15 protein-coding genes are annotated in these 17,551 nt (G+C 75.4%); 6 read left to right on the forward strand and 9 right to left on the reverse strand.

From position 1 onward, the window contains the following. Nucleotides 1–15: 15 nt before the first annotated feature. The 3 genes from IG69_RS0107640 to IG69_RS0107650 form a co-directional block, all read right to left on the reverse strand. Nucleotides 16–4,929 (reverse strand): NAD-glutamate dehydrogenase, encoded by a 4,914-nt coding sequence (locus tag IG69_RS0107640; protein ID WP_030527570.1) that lies wholly within the window; start codon nucleotides 4,927–4,929, stop codon nucleotides 16–18. A 162-nt stretch (nucleotides 4,930–5,091) separates the two neighbouring features. Then, on the reverse strand, nucleotides 5,092–6,513 hold the full coding sequence (locus IG69_RS23095; protein ID WP_030527571.1) for an aminotransferase class I/II-fold pyridoxal phosphate-dependent enzyme: 1,422 nt from the start codon (nucleotides 6,511–6,513) through the stop codon (nucleotides 5,092–5,094). Next, on the reverse strand, nucleotides 6,503–7,675 hold the full coding sequence (locus tag IG69_RS0107650; protein ID WP_051750341.1) for a M20/M25/M40 family metallo-hydrolase: 1,173 nt from the start codon (nucleotides 7,673–7,675) through the stop codon (nucleotides 6,503–6,505). The genes IG69_RS23095 and IG69_RS0107650 overlap by 11 nt, the downstream gene beginning before the upstream one ends. 76 nt (nucleotides 7,676–7,751) lie before the next feature. Between IG69_RS0107650 and IG69_RS0107655 the strand changes: the two genes are divergently transcribed. The 3 genes from IG69_RS0107655 (at nucleotide 7,752) to IG69_RS0107665 (ending at nucleotide 9,143) form a co-directional block, all read left to right on the forward strand. Beyond that, nucleotides 7,752–8,063: a hypothetical protein gene (locus IG69_RS0107655; protein ID WP_030527573.1), complete on the forward strand. Its 312-nt coding sequence runs from the start codon at nucleotides 7,752–7,754 to the stop codon at nucleotides 8,061–8,063. Next, entirely contained in the window at nucleotides 8,060–8,581 is a 522-nt protein-coding gene (locus IG69_RS0107660) for a hypothetical protein (RefSeq protein WP_030527574.1), read from the forward strand. Before IG69_RS0107655 ends, IG69_RS0107660 begins: the two co-directional genes overlap by 4 nt. 67 nt (nucleotides 8,582–8,648) lie before the next feature. Beyond that, on the forward strand, nucleotides 8,649–9,143 hold the full coding sequence (locus tag IG69_RS0107665; RefSeq protein WP_036829410.1) for a DUF2505 domain-containing protein: 495 nt from the start codon (nucleotides 8,649–8,651) through the stop codon (nucleotides 9,141–9,143). A gap of 181 nt (nucleotides 9,144–9,324) precedes the next feature. On the opposite strand, the gene pruA is transcribed toward IG69_RS0107665, so the two are convergent. From pruA to IG69_RS0107690, 5 genes are all read right to left on the reverse strand, one after another. Then, a complete protein-coding gene (pruA, locus tag IG69_RS0107670; protein WP_030527576.1) occupies nucleotides 9,325–10,953 on the reverse strand; it encodes an L-glutamate gamma-semialdehyde dehydrogenase in 1,629 nt (542 codons plus the stop codon). Nucleotides 10,954–11,052: 99 nt separating this feature from the next. Next, nucleotides 11,053–11,481 (reverse strand): DUF6912 family protein, encoded by a 429-nt coding sequence (locus tag IG69_RS0107675; protein WP_030527577.1) that lies wholly within the window; start codon nucleotides 11,479–11,481, stop codon nucleotides 11,053–11,055. A 22-nt stretch (nucleotides 11,482–11,503) separates the two neighbouring features. Further along, nucleotides 11,504–12,949: a WS/DGAT/MGAT family O-acyltransferase gene (locus IG69_RS0107680; RefSeq protein ID WP_030527578.1), complete on the reverse strand. Its 1,446-nt coding sequence runs from the start codon at nucleotides 12,947–12,949 to the stop codon at nucleotides 11,504–11,506. Between the two features lie 12 nt (nucleotides 12,950–12,961). Continuing rightward, complete coding sequence (locus IG69_RS0107685) at nucleotides 12,962–14,227, reverse strand: nucleotide-binding protein (protein WP_030527579.1); 1,266 nt, start codon at nucleotides 14,225–14,227, stop codon at nucleotides 12,962–12,964. Beyond that, nucleotides 14,224–14,886, reverse strand: coding sequence for an SAF domain-containing protein (locus IG69_RS0107690; RefSeq protein WP_030527580.1), 663 nt, complete (start codon nucleotides 14,884–14,886; stop codon nucleotides 14,224–14,226). Before IG69_RS0107690 ends, IG69_RS0107685 begins: the two co-directional genes overlap by 4 nt. Nucleotides 14,887–15,014: 128 nt before the next feature. Between IG69_RS0107690 and IG69_RS0107695 the strand changes: the two genes are divergently transcribed. Further along, nucleotides 15,015–15,251, forward strand: a complete 237-nt coding sequence (locus tag IG69_RS0107695; protein ID WP_030527581.1) for a helix-turn-helix domain-containing protein — start codon at nucleotides 15,015–15,017, stop codon at nucleotides 15,249–15,251. Between the two features lie 5 nt (nucleotides 15,252–15,256). Here IG69_RS0107695 and IG69_RS0107700 read toward each other — a convergent pair whose 3' ends face one another. Continuing rightward, the gene (locus IG69_RS0107700; RefSeq protein WP_030527582.1) at nucleotides 15,257–15,799 is read right to left on the reverse strand and encodes a hypothetical protein; all 543 of its coding nucleotides are present in this window, start codon (nucleotides 15,797–15,799) and stop codon (nucleotides 15,257–15,259) included. Nucleotides 15,800–15,965: 166 nt separating this feature from the next. Here IG69_RS0107700 and IG69_RS20925 point away from each other — a divergent pair, with 166 nt between their 5' ends. Both IG69_RS20925 and IG69_RS0107710 read left to right on the forward strand, forming a co-directional pair. Then, a complete protein-coding gene (locus tag IG69_RS20925) occupies nucleotides 15,966–16,685 on the forward strand; it encodes a LysM peptidoglycan-binding domain-containing protein (protein ID WP_051750342.1) in 720 nt (239 codons plus the stop codon). Then, a complete protein-coding gene (locus IG69_RS0107710) occupies nucleotides 16,682–17,221 on the forward strand; it encodes an Rv3235 family protein (protein WP_157577418.1) in 540 nt (179 codons plus the stop codon). Before IG69_RS20925 ends, IG69_RS0107710 begins: the two co-directional genes overlap by 4 nt. The last annotated feature ends 330 nt before the right edge of the window (nucleotides 17,222–17,551 follow it).

Below are 17,551 nucleotides of genomic sequence, written 5' to 3' on the forward strand. Positions count from 1 at the left end.
CTAGGTCACGCGTGGTCAGCTCGACGCGCCCACCCGGATGACGGAGCGCAGCGTCCGCAGCGCGACCGACAGGGCCGCGATGTTCGGCTGCTCGAGCCGCACGATGCCCGCGAGCGCGGACGTCGCCCGGTCGACCGACTCGCCGTTGGCCTCGCGCCACGCCGCGTACTGCGCCGCCGGGTCGTGCGCGTCGACGTCGGCCGAGCCCGAGGTCTCGATGACCGAGCGGGTCAGCGACTCGAGCACGGCGTAGAGGTCGTCGCGCAGCGCGCCACGGGCCAGGGCGTCCCAGCGGTCCTCGCGCGGCAGGCGGGTGACCTTGCCGAGCATGCCGTCGATGCCGAACTTCTCGGACACGAGGTAGTACAGCGGGGCGACGTCGGTCGGCTCGCGGCCGGTGTCGGCGGCGATGTCGGTGATGTCGAGCAGCGAGAACTGGTCGAGCAGCGACGCCGCGTGCACCGCGAGGTCCTCCGGCACGCCGGCCTCCTGGAGCCGGGCGGCGTTCTCGTCCAACCGCGTCCGCTCGGTGCCGCGCAGGAGGTCGGGCACCGTCGGCGCGAGCTCCTGGACGACGCCGGCGAACCGCTCGACCTCGGCGCCGATGTCGAGCTGCGAGGGCCGCGCCGAGAGGAACCAGCGCACGGTGCGGTCGAGCAGCCGGCGGAACTCGAGGTAGAGCGCCGTCTGCGCCGAGGTCGGCACGACGTTGTCGAGCGCCTCGACGCGGCGCACGAAGTCGGCCAGGCCGAACACCTCGCGCGCGACGACGAAGGCCCGCGTCACCTGCTCCGGCGTCGCGCCGGCCTCCTCCTGCGCGCGGTAGGCGAAGGTGATGCCGCCGCGGTTGACCATCGAGTTGACCACCGAGTTGGTGATGATCTCGCGGCGCAGCGGGTGCTCGCCGAGCTGGCCCGAGAAGCGCTCGCGGATCGGCGGCGGGAAGTACTCCGCCAGCGTCGCCTCGAAGTACGGGTCGTCGGGGATGGAGCTCGCGAGGATGTCCTCCTTGAGCGCGAGCTTGGCGTAGGCGACGAGCACCGAGAACTCGGGGCTCTTGAGGCCGAGGCCGGCGTTCTGCCGCTTCTCGAGCTCGCTGTCGACGGGGAGGAACTCCAGCCCTCGGTCCAGCAGCCCGCGGTCCTCGAGCCAGTGCATGAAGCGCTCGTGGACGCTGACCATCCCGTGCTCCTGCGCGCGGGCGTTGCCGAGCAGGACGTTCTGCTCGTAGTTGTCGCGCAGGACGTGCTCGGCGACGTCGTCGGTCATCGACGCGAGCAGCTCGTTGCGCTGCGCGATGTCCATGCCGCCGTCGCGGACGACCTCGCCGAGGAGGATCTTGATGTTCACCTCGTGGTCGGAGGTGTCGACGCCCGCGGAGTTGTCGATCGCGTCGGTGTTGACGCGCACCCCGTGGAACGCCGCCTCGATCCGACCCAGCTGCGAGAGACCGAGGTTGCCGCCCTCGCCGACGACCTTGACCCGCAGCTCGTCGCCGTTGACGCGGATCGCGTCGTTGGCGCGGTCGCCGATCTCGAGGTGGTCCTCGGTCGAGGCCTTGACGTAGGTGCCGATGCCGCCGTTCCACAGCAGGTCGACCGGCGCGAGGAGGATCGCGTGGATGAGCTCGGCGGGCGTCATCGACCGCACGCCGTCGGCGAGGCCGAGGGCCTCGCGCATCTGCGGCGAGACCGGCACCGACTTGAGCGTGCGCGGGAAGATGCCGCCGCCCTCGGAGACGAGCGTGTGGTCGTAGTCGTCCCACGACGAGCGCGGCAGGTCGAACAGCCGCCGGCGCTCGGCGAACGAGGTGGCCGCGTCCGGGTTGGGGTCGACGAACACGTGCCGGTGGTCGAACGCCGCGACGAGCCGGATGTGCTCCGAGAGGAGCATCCCGTTGCCGAAGACGTCGCCGCTCATGTCGCCGACGCCGACGACCGTGAAGTCCTCGGTCTGGGTGTCGTGGCCCATCTCGCGGAAGTGCCGCTTGACCGACTCCCAGGCGCCGCGGGCGGTGATGCCCATCGCCTTGTGGTCGTAGCCGGCCGAGCCGCCGGAGGCGAAGGCGTCGTCGAGCCAGAACCCGTACGACTGCGCGACGCCGTTGGCGATGTCGGAGAAGGTCGCGGTGCCCTTGTCGGCCGCGACGACGAGGTAGGTGTCGTCGCCGTCGTGGCGCACGACGCGCTCGGGCGGGACGGCGGCGCCGGCGACGCGGTTGTCGGTGACGTCGAGCAGGCCCGAGATGAAGAGGCGGTAGGCCGCCTTGCCCTCCTCGAGCCACGCCTCGCGGTCGACGGCGGGGTCGGGCAGCTGCTTGGCGTAGAAGCCGCCCTTGGAGCCGGTCGGCACGATGACGGCGTTCTTGACCATCTGCGCCTTGACCAGGCCGAGCACCTCGGTGCGGAAGTCCTCGCGCCGGTCCGACCAGCGCAGGCCACCGCGGGCAACCGGGCCGAAGCGCAGGTGCACGCCCTCGACCCGCGGGCTGTAGACGAAGATCTCGAACTGCGGTCTGGGAGCGGGCAGGTCGGGCACGGCGCGCGGGTCGAGCTTGACCGACACGTACGCGTGGTGGTCGGCGCCGTCACGGCCGCGCTGGTAGAAGTTCGTGCGCAGCCCGGCGCGGATGACGCCGAGGAAGGCACGGACGATGCGGTCGTGGTCGAGGCTCGAGACGTCGTCGAGGGCCTCGGTGACGCGCCGGGCGACCTCCTCCTCGGCCTCGTCGCGCGCCATCGTGCCGACCTCGTCGGCAGTGAACGCGTCGGGGTCGAAGCGGGTCTCCCACAGCTCGACGAGGTCGCGCGCGATCCCGGGGTGGGCGACGAGCGCGTCCTCCAGGTAGTCCTGCGAGTACGTGGCCCGGGTCTGGCGCAGGTACTTCGCGACGGTGCGCAGCACGACGACCTGGCGCCAGGTCAGCTGCGCGCCGAGGACGAGCTTGTTGAAGCCGTCCGACTCGGCCCGGCCGTCCCAGACGGCGGCCACGGCCTCCTCGAAGAGGTCGCGCAGCCGGTCGTGCGAGCAGGAGTCCCACATCTCGTGGTCGGGGACGCGCAGGCCGAAGTCGTACACGTGGAGGGACGAGCCGTCGCCGCGCTCGACCTGGAAGGGCTGCTCGTCGACGACCTCGACGCCCATGTGCGTGAAGATCGGCAGGATGTCGGTGAGCGACAGCGGCTCGACGCGGAAGAGCTTGAAGCGGCGGATGTCGTCCGGCGCCCCGAGCGGCCGGTAGAGCGCGACGCTCGTGCCCCGGTCGGCGCCGAGCCGGTCGAGGTGGCTGATGTCGGCGATGCCCTGGACGACCGAGAACGACTCCTCGTAGGCGTTGGGGAACGCCCGGCCGAAGCGGCTCATCAGCCGGTCGCCGTCCTCCTCGCCGTACTTCGTGACGAGGGCGTCGCCGAGGCGGTCGGCCCAGGTGCGGCTGGTCTCGACGAGGCGCTGCTCGAGGGCATCGCGCTCGGCGCGGTCGAGGGTGCGGATGCGCTGGCCCTTCGCGACCCGGACGACGAACTGCAGTCGGGCGAGGGCGGACTCGCTGACCCGCGCCGAGAACTCGACCTCGACGCCACCGAAGGTGTCCTTGAGGATGTCGGCCATCCGCAGGCGCACGGCGGTGTTGTAGCGGTCGCGCGGGATGAACACGAGGCACGAGGCGTAGCGGCCGAAGTCGTCCTCGCGGATGAAGAGCTTGGTGCGGCGTCGCTCCTGCAGCTGCGTGACCGCGAGCGCCGTCTCGTAGAGGTTCTCGACGCCGGCCTGGAAGAGCTCGTCGCGCGGGTAGTTCTCGAGGACCTCGAGCAGGTCCTTGCCGGTGTGGCTGTCGGCGGCGAGCCCCGAGCGGTCGATGACCGCCTGCACCTTCTCGGCGACGAGCGGGACGCGCATCACCGACTCGGTGTACGCGGTGGACGCGTAGAGGCCGAGGAAGCGGCGCTCCCCCACGACCTCGCCGCGCTCGTCGAGCGTCTTGACGCCGACGTAGTCGAGGTGGGCGACGCGGTGGACGGTCGACTTCGAGTTGGCCTTCGTGAGGACGAGCAGCTCGCGGGTGTGCGCGATGTGCGACGCCTCGGGGCTGAGGAGGTCCGGGTCGGCGCCGAGCGGCGGATCGGCCCTCAGGAGACCGAGACCCGTGCCGGTGACCGGTGCGATGACCTCGCCGCCGCCGCGCTCGTCGAGGGTGTACTCGCGGTAGCCGAGGAAGGTGAAGTGGTCATCAGCCATCCAGCGCAGGAAGCGGACGGCGAGCGCGACCTCCTCGGGGTCGACCCCGGCGGCCTGGCCGCCCTCGAGCTCGGCCGCCAGCACGAGGCAGCGGCTGCGCATCTTCGGCCAGTCCTCGACCGACTGCCGCACGTCCTCGAGCACCTCACGGATGGTGCGCTCGATCTCGGCGCGCCGCTCCTCGTCGCTCTCGCGGTCGATCGAGAGCAGCATCCAGGACTCGGCGAGCTCGCCGACGGCCCCGCTGCGGAAGCCCTTCGTGATGTCGCGGTCGGCGACCGAGGTCAGCTCGCCGACCGCGTCGCGGACGACGACGAGCTGCGGGTGGACGATCAGGTGGATGTCGATGCCGGCCTGGACGAGGGCGCCGGTGACGGAGTCGACGAGGAAGGGCATGTCATCGGTGACGACCTGCACGATCGTGCGCGGGTTGGACCAGCCGTCGGTGTCGCTGCTCGGGTTGTAGACGCGGACGTTGGCGGTGCCCGGGGGGCGGGTGCGGGCGAGGCGCAGGTGGCTGTGGGCGACCCCCGCGAAGACGTCCGGCGTGCGCGAGGTCAGCTCGTCGAGGGGCGTGTGGCGGAAGTACCGCTCGAGGAAGTCGCGCCCCCAGCCGTCGGGTGCCAGCTCCTCGTACGCTGCCGCGATCGGCGCGAGGATCTCCTCGCGGTGGGTGGCCGGGGCGGTCGACATGGTGCGGTGGCACTCCTTCGTCGCGGGTGGCACCGCACGCGCGGTGGCCACGTCCTCGTGGGTGCCACCGAGCCTATCCACCCGCGCTCGCCGGGGCCGCCCGGGGTTGCGGCGCGGGTGTCTCGTCGGCGGGACGGTTCGTGCGCGGTCGTCGACCCCGGCTCAGTGAGCTACGACGTCGAGCGTGGCCAGGCTCGGGTCGGCGGCGTAGGCGATGCGGCTGCCCGCCGCGCGGGCGGCGCGCAGGGCGTCGAGGGACGCGACGGTGACGCGCTCGCCGGGCGCCAGCACCGGGACGCCGGGCGGGTAGGGGGCCACGAGCTCGGCGCTCACCCGGCCGACGGCGGCCTCCAGCGGCACGGTCTCGCGCGGGGCGAAGAAGGCCTCGCGCGGCGTGCTGGCGGTCTCCGGGTCGACCGCCCAGACGCCGCTCGGGGCAAGGGGGCGGGCCGGGCCGCGCCGACGCGCGAGGGACTCGAGCAGCGCGTCGGCGAGCGCGGCGACGCCGGCGGGTGTGTCGGCGAGCGTCACCATCGCGCAGAGGGTGTCGCGGTCGGCCATCTCGAGCGGCAGGCCGCGGCGCAGGAGGTCGGCCTCGACGGCGTTGCCGTCGGCGCCGGTGCCGGGCAGGACGAGGGTCAGCCGCAGGGGGTCGGTGCCCGGGCCGTCGAGGACGACGAGCCCGTCGACCTCGCCCAGCCGCGCGCGGGCGGCGTCGACCGCCTCGAGGACCGGCCCGAGCAGCGCCGCGCCGTCACGCTCCAGCAGGGCCCGCGCCGCGTCGACCGACGCGAGGATGCCGCCGGCCGGGCTCGTCGTGGCCGTCGCCTCCACGCCGGCGTCGAGGCGGCGGGGGTCGATGCGGCCGGACCTGGCCAGGACGAGGGCACCCTGCGAGACCGCCGGCAGCGCCTTGTGCGCGCTCGTGACGACGACGTCGGCGCCGAGGGCGAGGGCGTGCGGCGGCAGGTCGGGGTGGAAGCCGAGGTGGGCGCCCCACGCCGCGTCGACGACGAGCGGTACGTCGTGCGCGTGGGCGACCCGCGCCAGGCCGGCGACGTCGCCGACGGTGCCGACGTAGGAGGGGTCGCCGGCGAGCACGGCCACGGCGCGGGGGTGCTCGCGCAGGGCGGCGTCGACCGCCGTCGGGGCCACACCCACCGGCAGCCCGTGGGCCGGGTCGACCTCGGGACGCACCCAGACCGGCACGAACCCGGCGAGGACGAGCCCGAGGAGCATCGAGCGGTGCAGCGTCCGCGAGACGACGACCTCGTCACCGGGGCGCCCGAGAGCGAGGGCCACGGCCTGGTTGCCGTGCGTCGAGCCACCGACCGAGAAGCGGCAGAGGTCGACGCCCCAGGCCCGCGCCGCCCGCCGCTCGGCGTCGTGGAGCACGCCGCGCGACAGCTTCATCGTGTCGAGGCCGGCGTAGAGCGGGACGTCCCCGGCCACGACGTCGCCGACGAGGTCGTGGCGCTGCTTGTGCCCGGGGATGGTGAACGGCGTCGGCGCCTCCTCGTGGAAGCGCAGCCAGGCATCGAGCAGGGGTGCGTCCGACCGCAGCCCGCGCGGGTCAGTCGGCACGGGCGCTCCCCCACGACTCGGCCGCGGCCACGAGGGCGCGGGTGAAGCGGCGGACCTGCCCGAGGTCGACCCACTCGTCGGCGGCGTGGAGTCCCCCGCCCGCGGGGCCACACACGAGGGCCGGCACGCCGGCCGCCTGCCAGAGCGGCGCCTCCATCCAGTAGGGCGCGTCGAGGGGCGGGGGCTGCTCGACGCCCTCGGCGGTGAGCGCGGCGTCGAGGGAGTCGGCGAACGCTGCCGCCGGCCCGGCGTCGTCGAGCCGCCAGGCCTCGCGGGCGACGACGAGCCGCACGCGGGCGTCGACCGTGGGGTCGTCCGCGCGCAGCCCGTCGAGGAGCTCGTCGAGCTCGGAGAGCACGCAGTCGGCGGCCTCGCCCGCCACCGTGCGTCGCTCGACGACCGCGCGGGCCGAGCGGCCGAGGACGAAGGGCGACTCGCCGCCCGAGGCCACGGTGACCATGAGCGAGCCGCCGGACGCCGCGACGTGGCGGCCGCGCTCCTCGACCGCGGCCAGCAGGCGCCCGAGGTGGGCCACGGCGTTGACGCCCTCCTCCGGCTGGGACGAGTGCGCGGCCCGGCCGGTCAGCGTGACCTCGGCGACCGCGTAGCCGCGCAGGGAGGCGGTGCGGGCCAGCCACGTCGGCTCGGCGACGAGCGCGGCGTCCGGGGCGAGGCCGAGGCGCGGGAGGGCCTCGAGGACGGCCTCGGTGCCGAGGCTGAGGTCCTCCTCGTCGGCGACGAGCGCGAGGACGACGCGCACCGGCGCGGTGCGGCGCACGAGCTCCTCGGCGGCGACGACGACGGCCGCGACGCCGCCCTTCATGTCGCAGGCCCCGCGGCCGGCGAGGCGGTCGCCGTCCAGGACCGGAGTGAACGGCGCGTCCATCCCGTCGGTGCCGACCGTGTCGACGTGGCCGGTGAGGACGAGGCACGGCGTCCCGGGCTCCCCCGGGCCGACGGCGAGCAGGCTCGGCCGGTCGGGGTGGTCGGACGGCGTGACGCGGTGGGTGTCGAAGCCGGACGCCGCCAGCCGCCGGTCCAGGAGGTCGACGACCGCGGCCTCGCCCGCGGCGCCGGGCACGAGGCCCGGGTTGACCGAGTCGGTGGCGACGAGCTCGGCGGTCAGGGCCGCGGCGTCGGCGCCGATGTCGTGAGTGCTCACGCGGCGACGCTACGCGGCGCGGGGAGCCTGTGGGCAACTGCGCGGCCGGTGTGACCGATGTGGCTACCGTGGCGCTGTGCCCCTCGGTCCCGACCCCTCGCTCGCCCGGACCGCGCTCGACCGGCTCGACGCGCTGCGCGGCCTGCTGCCCGCGGCCGAGGACGACCTGCTCGCGTGCCTCGTCGTCACCGGCGAGCCGCGCCCGCAGCGCGTCCTGGATGACTGGCTCGACCAGGCCGCCGACACCCTGCGCGCGCTCGGCGAGGCCGCCGACGAGGTGGCCGCCGCGCTGGCACCGCACGCTGCTCCGACCCGGGCCGAGGCGCCCGGCGCGACGGCACCCGTCATCCCCCTGCCCGCGTGGCGCGACGACGAGGCCCGGCGATGAGCGTCGTCCCCGGCGACCCGGCCTCGCTCTCGGCCTGCGCCGCTGCGGTGGCCGAGGTCGCGCGACGGCTGGCGGCATCGGGCCGTGCGCTCGGCCCGCCGGTCGAGGAGCTCGGCGACGGCTGGCCCGGGCGCGCATCGGTCGCCACGCGGCGTCGCGGGGCCGAGGTCGCCGCGGCGGCCGTCACCACGGCCGAGGAGCTCGAGCGGATGGGGCGCGAGCTGCAGGACCGCGCGACCGACCTCGCCGACCTCGTGGCGCGGGGCCGAAGGGTCGAGGAGCGCGCGGCGGCCGCCGGGCTCGTCGTGCGGGACGGACGCGTCGTGCCCGCGTGGGGCGTGCGCGGAGAGGCCGACGCGGGCGCGGTCGCCGACGGCGACGCGGCGGCCGAGCGCATCGCGGCCGAGCTCACCCTCGTGCTGCACCAGCACCGACGACGGCGTGACCTGCTCCTCGCCGACCTGCGTGCCTCGACCGAGCGCCTCGCCGCGCTCTCCCACACGCTGCGGCGCGGGTGAGAGGATCGCCGGACCCGAGGCGGGCCCGGTGCGGCCCGCCCTCCTGCGACCTGCGAGGACGGACCGAGTGCGACTGACGAGGCGAGAGCGGCTGGACGCGACCCCCGAGGAGGTCTACGCCCTGCTCACCGACCGCGGCTTCCAGGAGGCCAAGTGCGAGGCGACGACCGGCGGTGGCGCGTGGAGCGCCGACGTCACGCAGAGCGCCGTCGGGCACCGGGTCGCGACGACGCGTGAGCTGCCGGCCGACGGCCTGCCCGACGTCGCCCGCTCCTTCGTCGGCGCGACGCTCACCGTCATCGAGAGCTACGACTGGGGTGCCCCGGCCGCCGACGGCTCCCGCGAGGCCGTCGTCGACCTGCACGTCAAGGGCGCGCCGCTGACGCTCAAGGGCACGCTGCGCCTCGAGCCGGACGGCAGCGGCTCGGCCGAGGTCCTCGACACCGAGCTCAAGGCCAACGTCCCCTTCGTCGGCGGCAAGATCGAGAAGGCGGCGGCGGACCCCATCAACGCCGCGGTCGACGTCGAGGTCGGCCTGCTGCGCGAGCGCCTCGGGCGCTGACGACGCGGGCTACACCGCAGTCAGCGTCGTGATCACGACACCTACTGCGGTGTAGCGCGCCACGAGGAGGGTGAGGGTGCGGGGCGGCGCGAGACCCCGGAACGTCGACGAGACCCCGGCTCGGAGCCGGGGTCTCGTGGACATTTCGGGGTGACCCCGAAAAGGTGGGGCTGGGGGGGGGTCAGCCCATGTGCGGGTAGCGGTGGTCGGTCGGCGGGACGAACGTCTCCTTGATCGAGCGCGTCGAGGTCCAGCGCATGAGGTTGGCCGCCGAGCCCGCCTTGTCGTTCGTGCCGGAGGCGCGCCCGCCGCCGAACGGCTGCTGGCCGACGACGGCGCCGGTCGGCTTGTCGTTGACGTAGAAGTTGCCGGCGGCGAAGCGCAGGCGGTGCATCGCGTCGGCGACCGCCGCGCGGTCCTGGGCGATGACGGCGCCGGTCAGCGCGTAGGGCGCCGCGGACTCCATCTGGTCGAGGACCTTGTCGTACTGGCGGTCCGGGTAGACGTGGACCGCGAGGATCGGGCCGAAGTACTCGGTCGTGAACATCTCGTCGGTCGGGTCGCTGCTCTCGACGATCGTCGGGCGGACGAACCAGCCTTGCGAGTCGTCGTAGGTGCCGCCGGCGACGACGTCGAGGTGGCTCGTCGCGTGCGCGCGGTTGATGGCCGCGACGTGCTTGGCGTACGCGCGCTCGTCGATGACCGCGCCCATGAAGTTCGACAGGTCGGTGACGTCGCCCATCGGGATGCCGTCGGTCAGCTGGACGAGGTCGTCGCGCATCTTCTTCCACAGCGAGCGCGGCACGTAGGCGCGCGACGCAGCCGAGCACTTCTGGCCCTGGAACTCGAAGGCACCCCGGATGAGGGCGGTGCGCAGGACGTCGACGTCGGCGCTCGGGTGGGCCAGGACGAAGTCCTTGCCGCCGGTCTCGCCGACGATGCGCGGGTAGTGGCGGTATCCGGTGAGGTTCTCGCCGATGGTGCGCCACAGCGACTGGAACGTGGCGGTCGATCCGGTGAAGTGCAGGCCGGCGAAGTCGGGGTGCGACAGGACGACGTCCGAGACCGCGACGCCGTCACCGGTCACGAGGTTGATGACGCCCGGGGGCATCCCCGCCTCCTCGAGCAGCTCCATCGTCAGCTGCGCGGCGAGCTGCTGCGTGGGCGACGGCTTCCAGACGACGGTGTTGCCCATGAGCGCCGGCGCGGTCGGGAGGTTGCCGGCGATGGCGGTGAAGTTGAACGGGGTCACCGCGTAGACGAAGCCCTCGAGCGAGCGGTGGTCGCTGCGGTTCCACACGCCGGCGCTGTTGGCCGGCGGCTGCTCGGCCATGATCTGGCGGGCGAAGTGCACGTTGAAGCGCCAGAAGTCGATGAGCTCGCACGCGGCGTCGATCTCGGCCTGGTAGGCGGTCTTGCTCTGGCCGAGCATCGTCGCGGCGTTGAGCCGCGCGCGCCACGGGCCGGCGAGCAGGTCGGCGGCCTTGAGGAGGATGGCGGCGCGGTCGTCGAAGGAGAGGTCGCGCCATCCCGGGGCCGCGGCACGCGCAGAGTCGACCGCGGCGACCGCGTCGGCCTTCGTGGCGCCCTTGGAGACACCGAGGACGTGACGACGGTTGTGCGGCTGGCGGACCTCGAACTTCTTCCCCCCGCCCATGACGCGCTTGCCGCCGATGGTGTGCGGCAGCTCGTGGCGCTCGGCTGCGAGCTCGACGAGGGCCTGCTCGACGGCCGCGCGCTCGGGGCTGCCCGGCGCGTAGTCGCGGACGGGCTCGTTGGTGGGGGCGGGGACCTGGGTCACAGCGTCCATGGGGTGGGGCACCTCGTTCGGGTCACGATGTCGGGACGCCCCACTCTCGCGCCCGGCCTCGGGCGGACGCAACTCGCCCCGGGCGGGCCGGGCAGAGCCTCAGTCCCGGGCGAGGAGGTCGAGGACGTCGCCGAGCTCGGTGACGTCGAACCACAGCAGGTCGGCCGTGCCGGTGTCGCCGGCCGACTCGTCGACGTGGAAGGAGACGATCCGCGAGCGCGGCACGACGGCGAGCAGCTCGACGCGCGAGGGCACGTCGGCGTCGGCCGGGACGGACACGACGCCGGCGTCGAGGTCGGCCGACGCGACGACGCGGCGCTCGTCGCCGTCGCGCAGCGCCTCGGCCTCGTCGGCCGCGGCCTCCCAGGCGAGGTGCTCGAGCTCCTCCTCGTCGGTGACGAGGCCGGGCGTGCCGAGCGCGGGCGTCACGCCGTGCGCGGGGACCGGGGGCGTGCCGAGGTCGCGGCCGTCGGCGAGCGCCTCGAGGTCGGCCGCGGTGAGCGGCAGGTAGACGCGGGTCAGGGCCATCGGGTCCTCCTCGTGGGGTCGCTCACGCGCGCCGGCGGCCGCGCGGGCGGGGGGCGTCGAGCAGCTCCTGGAGCGAGTCGACGATGCCGCGGCCGAGCACGTCGGCGTCCGGCATCGCGTCGCGGTCGGCGTACAGGCCGTAGTAGACGCCGCCGTCGTAGGAGGTCAGCCCGATGGAGAGCGCCTGCCCGGCGCCGAGCGGCGTCACCGGGTAGGTCGCGACCATCTGCGCGCCGTCGGCGTACAGGGGCGTCTGCGGGCCGGGGACGTTGGTGATGACGACGTTGTGCAGCCGGCGCGAGACCATCCCGCCGAGCCGCGCGCCGAGTGCGTGCAGCGTCGGCGGCGCGAAGCCGCCGACCCCGGCGAGCGCCTCGGCCGAGACCGCCCGGCGTCCCCCGCCCTCGGTCTGCTGGCGCATCGAGAAGGCGATCTGGTGCAGGCGCATCGAGGCCTTGGGCTCGCCGACGGGCAGGTCGACGAAGCAGGCGGTGACCTCGGCGCCGACGTCGGCCGGGGCGTCGTCGGCCGGGCGCACCGAGACCGGCACGAGCGCGCGGACGGTGGTGCCGGGGTAGACGGGCTCGCCACGGGTCAGCAGCCAGGACCGGAACGCACCGGCGACGGTGGCGAGGACGACGTCGTTGACCGTCACCTCGTCGGCGAAGGAGCCCTGGCCCAAGCGGGTGCGCACCGTGCGGTAGTCGTCGAGGTCGGTGCCGACCATGACGTAGCGGCGGGCGCGGCCGACGGAGGCGTTGAGGGGCGAGTCGGGCGCCGGGCGGGCGGAGACGCGGGCGAGGGTCGAGACGACCTCGCCCGCCACCGACGCGACCTTGCCGGCGGTGCGCGCGACGTCGACGGCGCCGCTGCGGAGGGTGTCGACGAGCTGACCCGGGGTGCGCACGACCTCGGCGAGGGCGCCGACGAGGAGCTCGGCGGACGTCGGCTCGGGGCGCGGCCGCCACGTCGCGAGGACACCGTCACCACCGCCCGGGCGGCCGTCGACGATGACGCCGCCGATGTCGACGCCGTTGACGCCGTCGACGAGGCTGTGGTGGCTCTTGGTGATGATCGCGAAGCGGCCGTCGGCGAGTCCCTCGACGAGGTAGACCTCCCAGAGCGGGCGCGAGCGGTCCAGGGGGCGCGGCAGGATGCGGGCGACGAGCTCCTCGAGCTGCTCGTCGGAGCCGGGACGCGGCAGGGCGCTGCGGCGCACGTGGTAGCTGAGGTCGAACGAGCGGTCGTCGACCCACACCGGGTTGCCGAGGCCGGCGGGCACGGTCTTGATGCGCTGGCGGTAGCGCGGGACGTGGGCGATGCGCTCGCTGATGAGGTCGACGAGCGTCGCGTAGTCGAAGCCCTCGGCCGGCACGTCGAAGACCATGACCGAGCCGACGTGCATCGGGGTGGTCGCGTCCTCCAGGCGCAGGAAGGACGCGTCGAGCGCGCTGAGTCGGTCGGCCACGGCCCTATGGTGTCAGACCGCCGCCCGGCGCCGTCGGCCGTGACGGGCGGTGGTCGACGTGTCGGCGCAGCGGGGGTCGAGAGCGGCGGCGAGCGCCGTGAGGGCGAGGGTCAGCGCGCCACGGGGCCGGGCCTCGGTGAGCGTGCGGCCGGTCAGCACGGCCTCGTCGCAGTCGTCGGGCGCCCAGGGCAGCATCCGCACCTCCTCGAGGCCGGCGAAGCGCCCCAGCACGTCACGAATGGTGCGCTCGGGCCGCGGCCCGGCGGCCGAGGCCCGGACCTTGTTGACGACGACGAGGGGCGGGGGCGCGGCGACGAGCGCCACCTCCTGGACGGCGCGGACCAGCCGCTGGAGCCCGACCGGGTCCGCGGCGCCGACGACGACGAGGGCGTCGGCGGCCTCGAGGGCGGCCAGCGTCGCGGCGTTGCGGCGCGGGGCGGCGGTGTCGTAGCTCAGCTCCTCGTCGTCCTCGATCGCGAAGCCGGCATCGACGACCACGTGGTCGACGATCCCGCGGGCCAGGCGCAGGAGGTCCTCGACCGCGGCCGTCCGCAGCTCCGGCCACCGGTCGGCGCGGGGCAGCCCGGTGAGCACCCGCAGCCCCGGGAGCGCTTCGGGCGCGAGGCGGGCCAGCGCCGGGACGTCGAGGGTCCCCTGCTCGGAGGCGCGGGCGGCGGCCGCCACCCCGGGCGCCTCGTCGACGAGGCCCAGGACCTGCGCCACCGACGCCCCCCACGTGTCGAGGTCGACGAGGAGGGTGCGGACACCGTCGGCCGCGAGGGCCGCCGCCACCGTGACGGCGACGGTCGTGCGCCCCGGCGCGCCGGTCGGCCCCCAGACCACCGTCACGGGCGTCGGGCGTCCGGGCGCCTCGGGCACCGGGTCGTCCTGCGTCGGGTCCTCGTCGTCGGGCCGGCGCGAGGTCGTGGCGTCCGCGAGCGCCGACAACGCCGCTTCGATGGCGTCGGGGCCGTCGTCGGGGTGCAGCAGCGTGGCGACCCCCAGCTGCCGCAGGCGGCGCTCCCCCTCCTCGTCGTCGGCGGCGACCAGCCCCGCGACCCGCACCCCGTGGCCGGCGAGGTGCCGCAGCGCGTCCCGGTCGAGCCCGCGCAGGTCGGGCGAGACCACGGCGACGCGCGCGACCCCGGCGGCCCCCGCCGACAGGAGCTCGGCGAGGTCGGCGCAGCGCCGGACGAGCGTCAGCCCGCGGGCGGCCCCGAGGACCTCGACGAGGTGGGCCTCGTGGCGATGCGTGAGCGCGGTGAGGAGGGTCGTCACGGGGCGCCACCCGGCACCGGGACGAGCGTGATGCGGGCACCGTCGTCGACGGCGGACACGAGGTCGCGGACGTCGGCACTCGGCACCATCACCTGCACCGGCCGGGTCTGCTCGGCACCGGCGAGCACGCCGTCGTCCTCGGCGACCGCGGCGACCGACACGCGCTGGAGGACGCGCTCGGGCCCGGCGTAGCGGGTGACCCCCACCCCGCCCGAACCGTCCTCGGGCCGGTTGACGTAGACGTCGACGAGCGACCCGCGCCGCAGGGCGGCCGCCGAGGTGCCGTCGACCCGCAGGGCCACCTGCTGCACGCCGACGGCGGACGCGTCGCCAACGGCGCTGCGGGGCAGCAGCTCGCCCGTCCGCAGCTCGCGCAGCGCGTAGGCGTCGGCCGCGAGGGGCCGGTCGGCGGCGACGTAGCCGGCCGCGCTGTCGCCGAGCTGGACCTGCACCACCGTGAGGTCGGAGGCGACGAGCCGCTGCCCGGGCGTGATGGCACGGGCCGCCGCCCACACGGGGACCCGGTCGTCCGCGCGCGCCACGACGAGCGAGCCGGCCACCGTCGAGAGGAGGACGAGCAGGACACCGACCAGCAACCGGGAGTCGCGCCACGACGGGGCCCGCAGGCGCGAGGCGGTGGGTGCGGGCAGATCGGTCATGCCGGGATCCTGCCCGAGCGGCGCGCGGCGCGCAGGTCCGTCGCGCCGACCTGTGGACGACGGGTCGCCGGAGGCGGCGCTGTGGAGGACGCTGCCGGAGCCGGGCCGGCCGGTGGCAGACTGGCCGCGTGCCGAAGCGCTTCATCCCGTTGACCGAGGTGTCGGAGATCCTCGATGTCTCCGCGGCCCAGGCCTACGCCCTCGTGCGCAGCGGTGACCTGCCGGCCATCAAGGTGGGCGGGCGCGGCCAGTGGCGGGTCGAGACGAGCGAGCTCGAGGCCTACATCGAGCGGATGTACGCGCAGACGCGTGACTTCGTCGCGACGCGCGGCGAGGCCGGCGAGGGAGCCCCCACCGAGGGCTGAGCGGCTCATCGGCGCGACTCGACGACGCGCAGCGCGGCGAACGGGACGACGCTCACGGCGCGGACGTTCGCGCGGCGGCGGGGCTCCCCGTCGGGGTGCTCGGCGAGCACGAGGTGGTCTGAGCCGACGACGTCGACCGTGCCGACGAGCGAGGTCCCGCCGGCCAGCGCGACCGCGACGGTCGCACGGTCGCGCGCGAGGACCCGGAGGGCGTGACCGAGCCCGAAGCGGCGGGCGGTGCGGCCCGGGTCCGCGTGCGGTGGCAGGCCGGTGAGGGTGACCACCGCGTGCAGCGGCAGGAGTCGCTCCCGCCCGCCGTCGCCGAGCAGCAACCATCCGTCACCGACGTCGCTCAGCGTGCCGGTGAGGCTCCGTCCGCCCTCGACGAGGAGCGACACCTCCGTCCCCACGCCGGCGAGGAGCCGGGCGGTGAGGTCGACGAGCGCCCGCTCACGCCGGGTCCGCTCGGCGACCTCGCTGTCGAGCTCGCGGCGCTCCTCGGCGGCCAGCTGGCCCTCGAGGTCCGCGAACAGCCCCTCCCACCTCATGGTCCCCCTCCGGGCCGGGCGACCTCCCGCGGAGGTCCACCCGGCGCTGGTTCGTCACCCGTGACATCCACAGGCTAGCGAGCCCCTCTTGCCGACGTCGGCAGCACGGTCTAGCGTCCACCGCATGCAGGGAGCACCAAACGACGTCAAACGACACCCAACTGGCATGATCGCCGCCGGTGCGGTCGCGACGGCCGCCACGCTGGGCGCCGCCGCCCTCGGCCGGCTCGCCCTCGCCACGGCCCGGGCCGGCCTCGCGGGGGTCCCGGTGGCGGTCGACGACGCCCTCGTGGCGACGGCCGCCGCGCTCGCCGCGCTCGGGCTCGGGTGGCTCGTCCTCACCCTCGTGCTCGCGGCGCTCGCCGGGGCGCCGGGTGCGCTCGGGCGCGGGGCGGCGCGACTCTCGGCAGCGGTGACGCCCCGGGCTGCCCGGCAGCTGGCTGCGCTCCTTCTCGGTGCCGGGATCGCGACCGGTGCGGGGGCGGCGACCGCGAGCGCCGCCTCCGCCGACCCGCGGCTCCCCGACCCCGGGTGGAGCGCCACGGCGGTCGTCGGGTCCCTGGTCGATGCGTCGGCGCACCCGGCAGGCGAAGGCCCCGCCCCCGACCCCGGCTGGACCCCGGACGCACCGCGCGTCAGGCCGCAGCCCGACGTCGGAGTCGTCAGCGGGCGCTTCTCCGTGACCGACCCCGACGTGGTCGTCGTGCACCGCGGCGACTCGCTGTGGACGCTCGCGGCCCGTCACCTCGGGCCGGGCGCGAGCGACGCCGAGGTCGCCCGGGCCTGGCCCCGGTGGTACGCCGCCAACCGGGCGGTCATCGGCGCCGACCCCGACCTCCTGCTCCCCGGCCAGGTCCTGCGCGCCCCCACCGTGGACGCGTCGTGAGCCGGGCGACGCCGCCGAGCCTGCTCCCGGCGCGTCCCCTGCCGCCCGCCCTGCCGCTGGGCGAGGCGCTGCGCCGGGCCCGGGCCGCGCGGCCCACCCCTGCGCGGGTGCCGGGGTACGTCCAGGACGCGCTCGCCGTCGACCTCTCCTGCGCCACCGACGAGCAGGTCTTCGGCCCGCAGCGCACCGCGCGGGCCGCCCTGCCCGACCCGGCCGCCTGGGGTGCCTACATCGTCCAGGCGCTCCTCGAGGTGATGGGTGGGCAGCGGCCCGCGCCCCAGGTCCTGCGCTGGACGACGCCGGAGGTGTACGCGGTGCTGGCCCGCCGGGGGGCCAGGGTCGCCCGGCGCGCGGCCGACGGGCGCCGCTCCCCCGCCCTGCGCACGCACGTGCGGCGGGTGCGGCTCTGCGAGCCCGCCGACGGGGTCGCCGAGGTCGCGGTCGTCGTCCAGCACGGTCCTCGGGTCCGGGCGGTCGCGGTGCGCCTCGTCGGCCAGGACGGCAAGTGGCGCGTCGCCGCCCTCCAGGTGGGCTGACGAGCCACGGGCCGCCCGGTCGGGGGTCGTCACTGACCGGCCGCGAGCCGCACCGGTCGGGGGTCGTCCCTGACCGGCCGCGAGCCGCACCGGTCGGGGGCCGTCCGGACGACGGCCGCGCCGACCCGGTGGGCGTCCTCGGCCAAGGCCTCGTCGCCGGCACGTGGTGCGGCTCGAGGCGTAGGAACGGGGGTGATCACCCCCGGTGTCGCGCCACCGGGTGCGCCGTCATCCGCTCCACCGCCCGCCGGCGTCGAGACCCCGGTTCGTCCACGAGACCCCGGCTCCGAGCCGGGGTCTCGTGGACATTTCGGGGTGACCCCGAAATGT

The organism is Phycicoccus jejuensis (genome assembly GCF_000720925.1).
Classification (GTDB): Bacteria; Actinomycetota; Actinomycetes; order Actinomycetales; family Dermatophilaceae; genus Phycicoccus; species Phycicoccus jejuensis.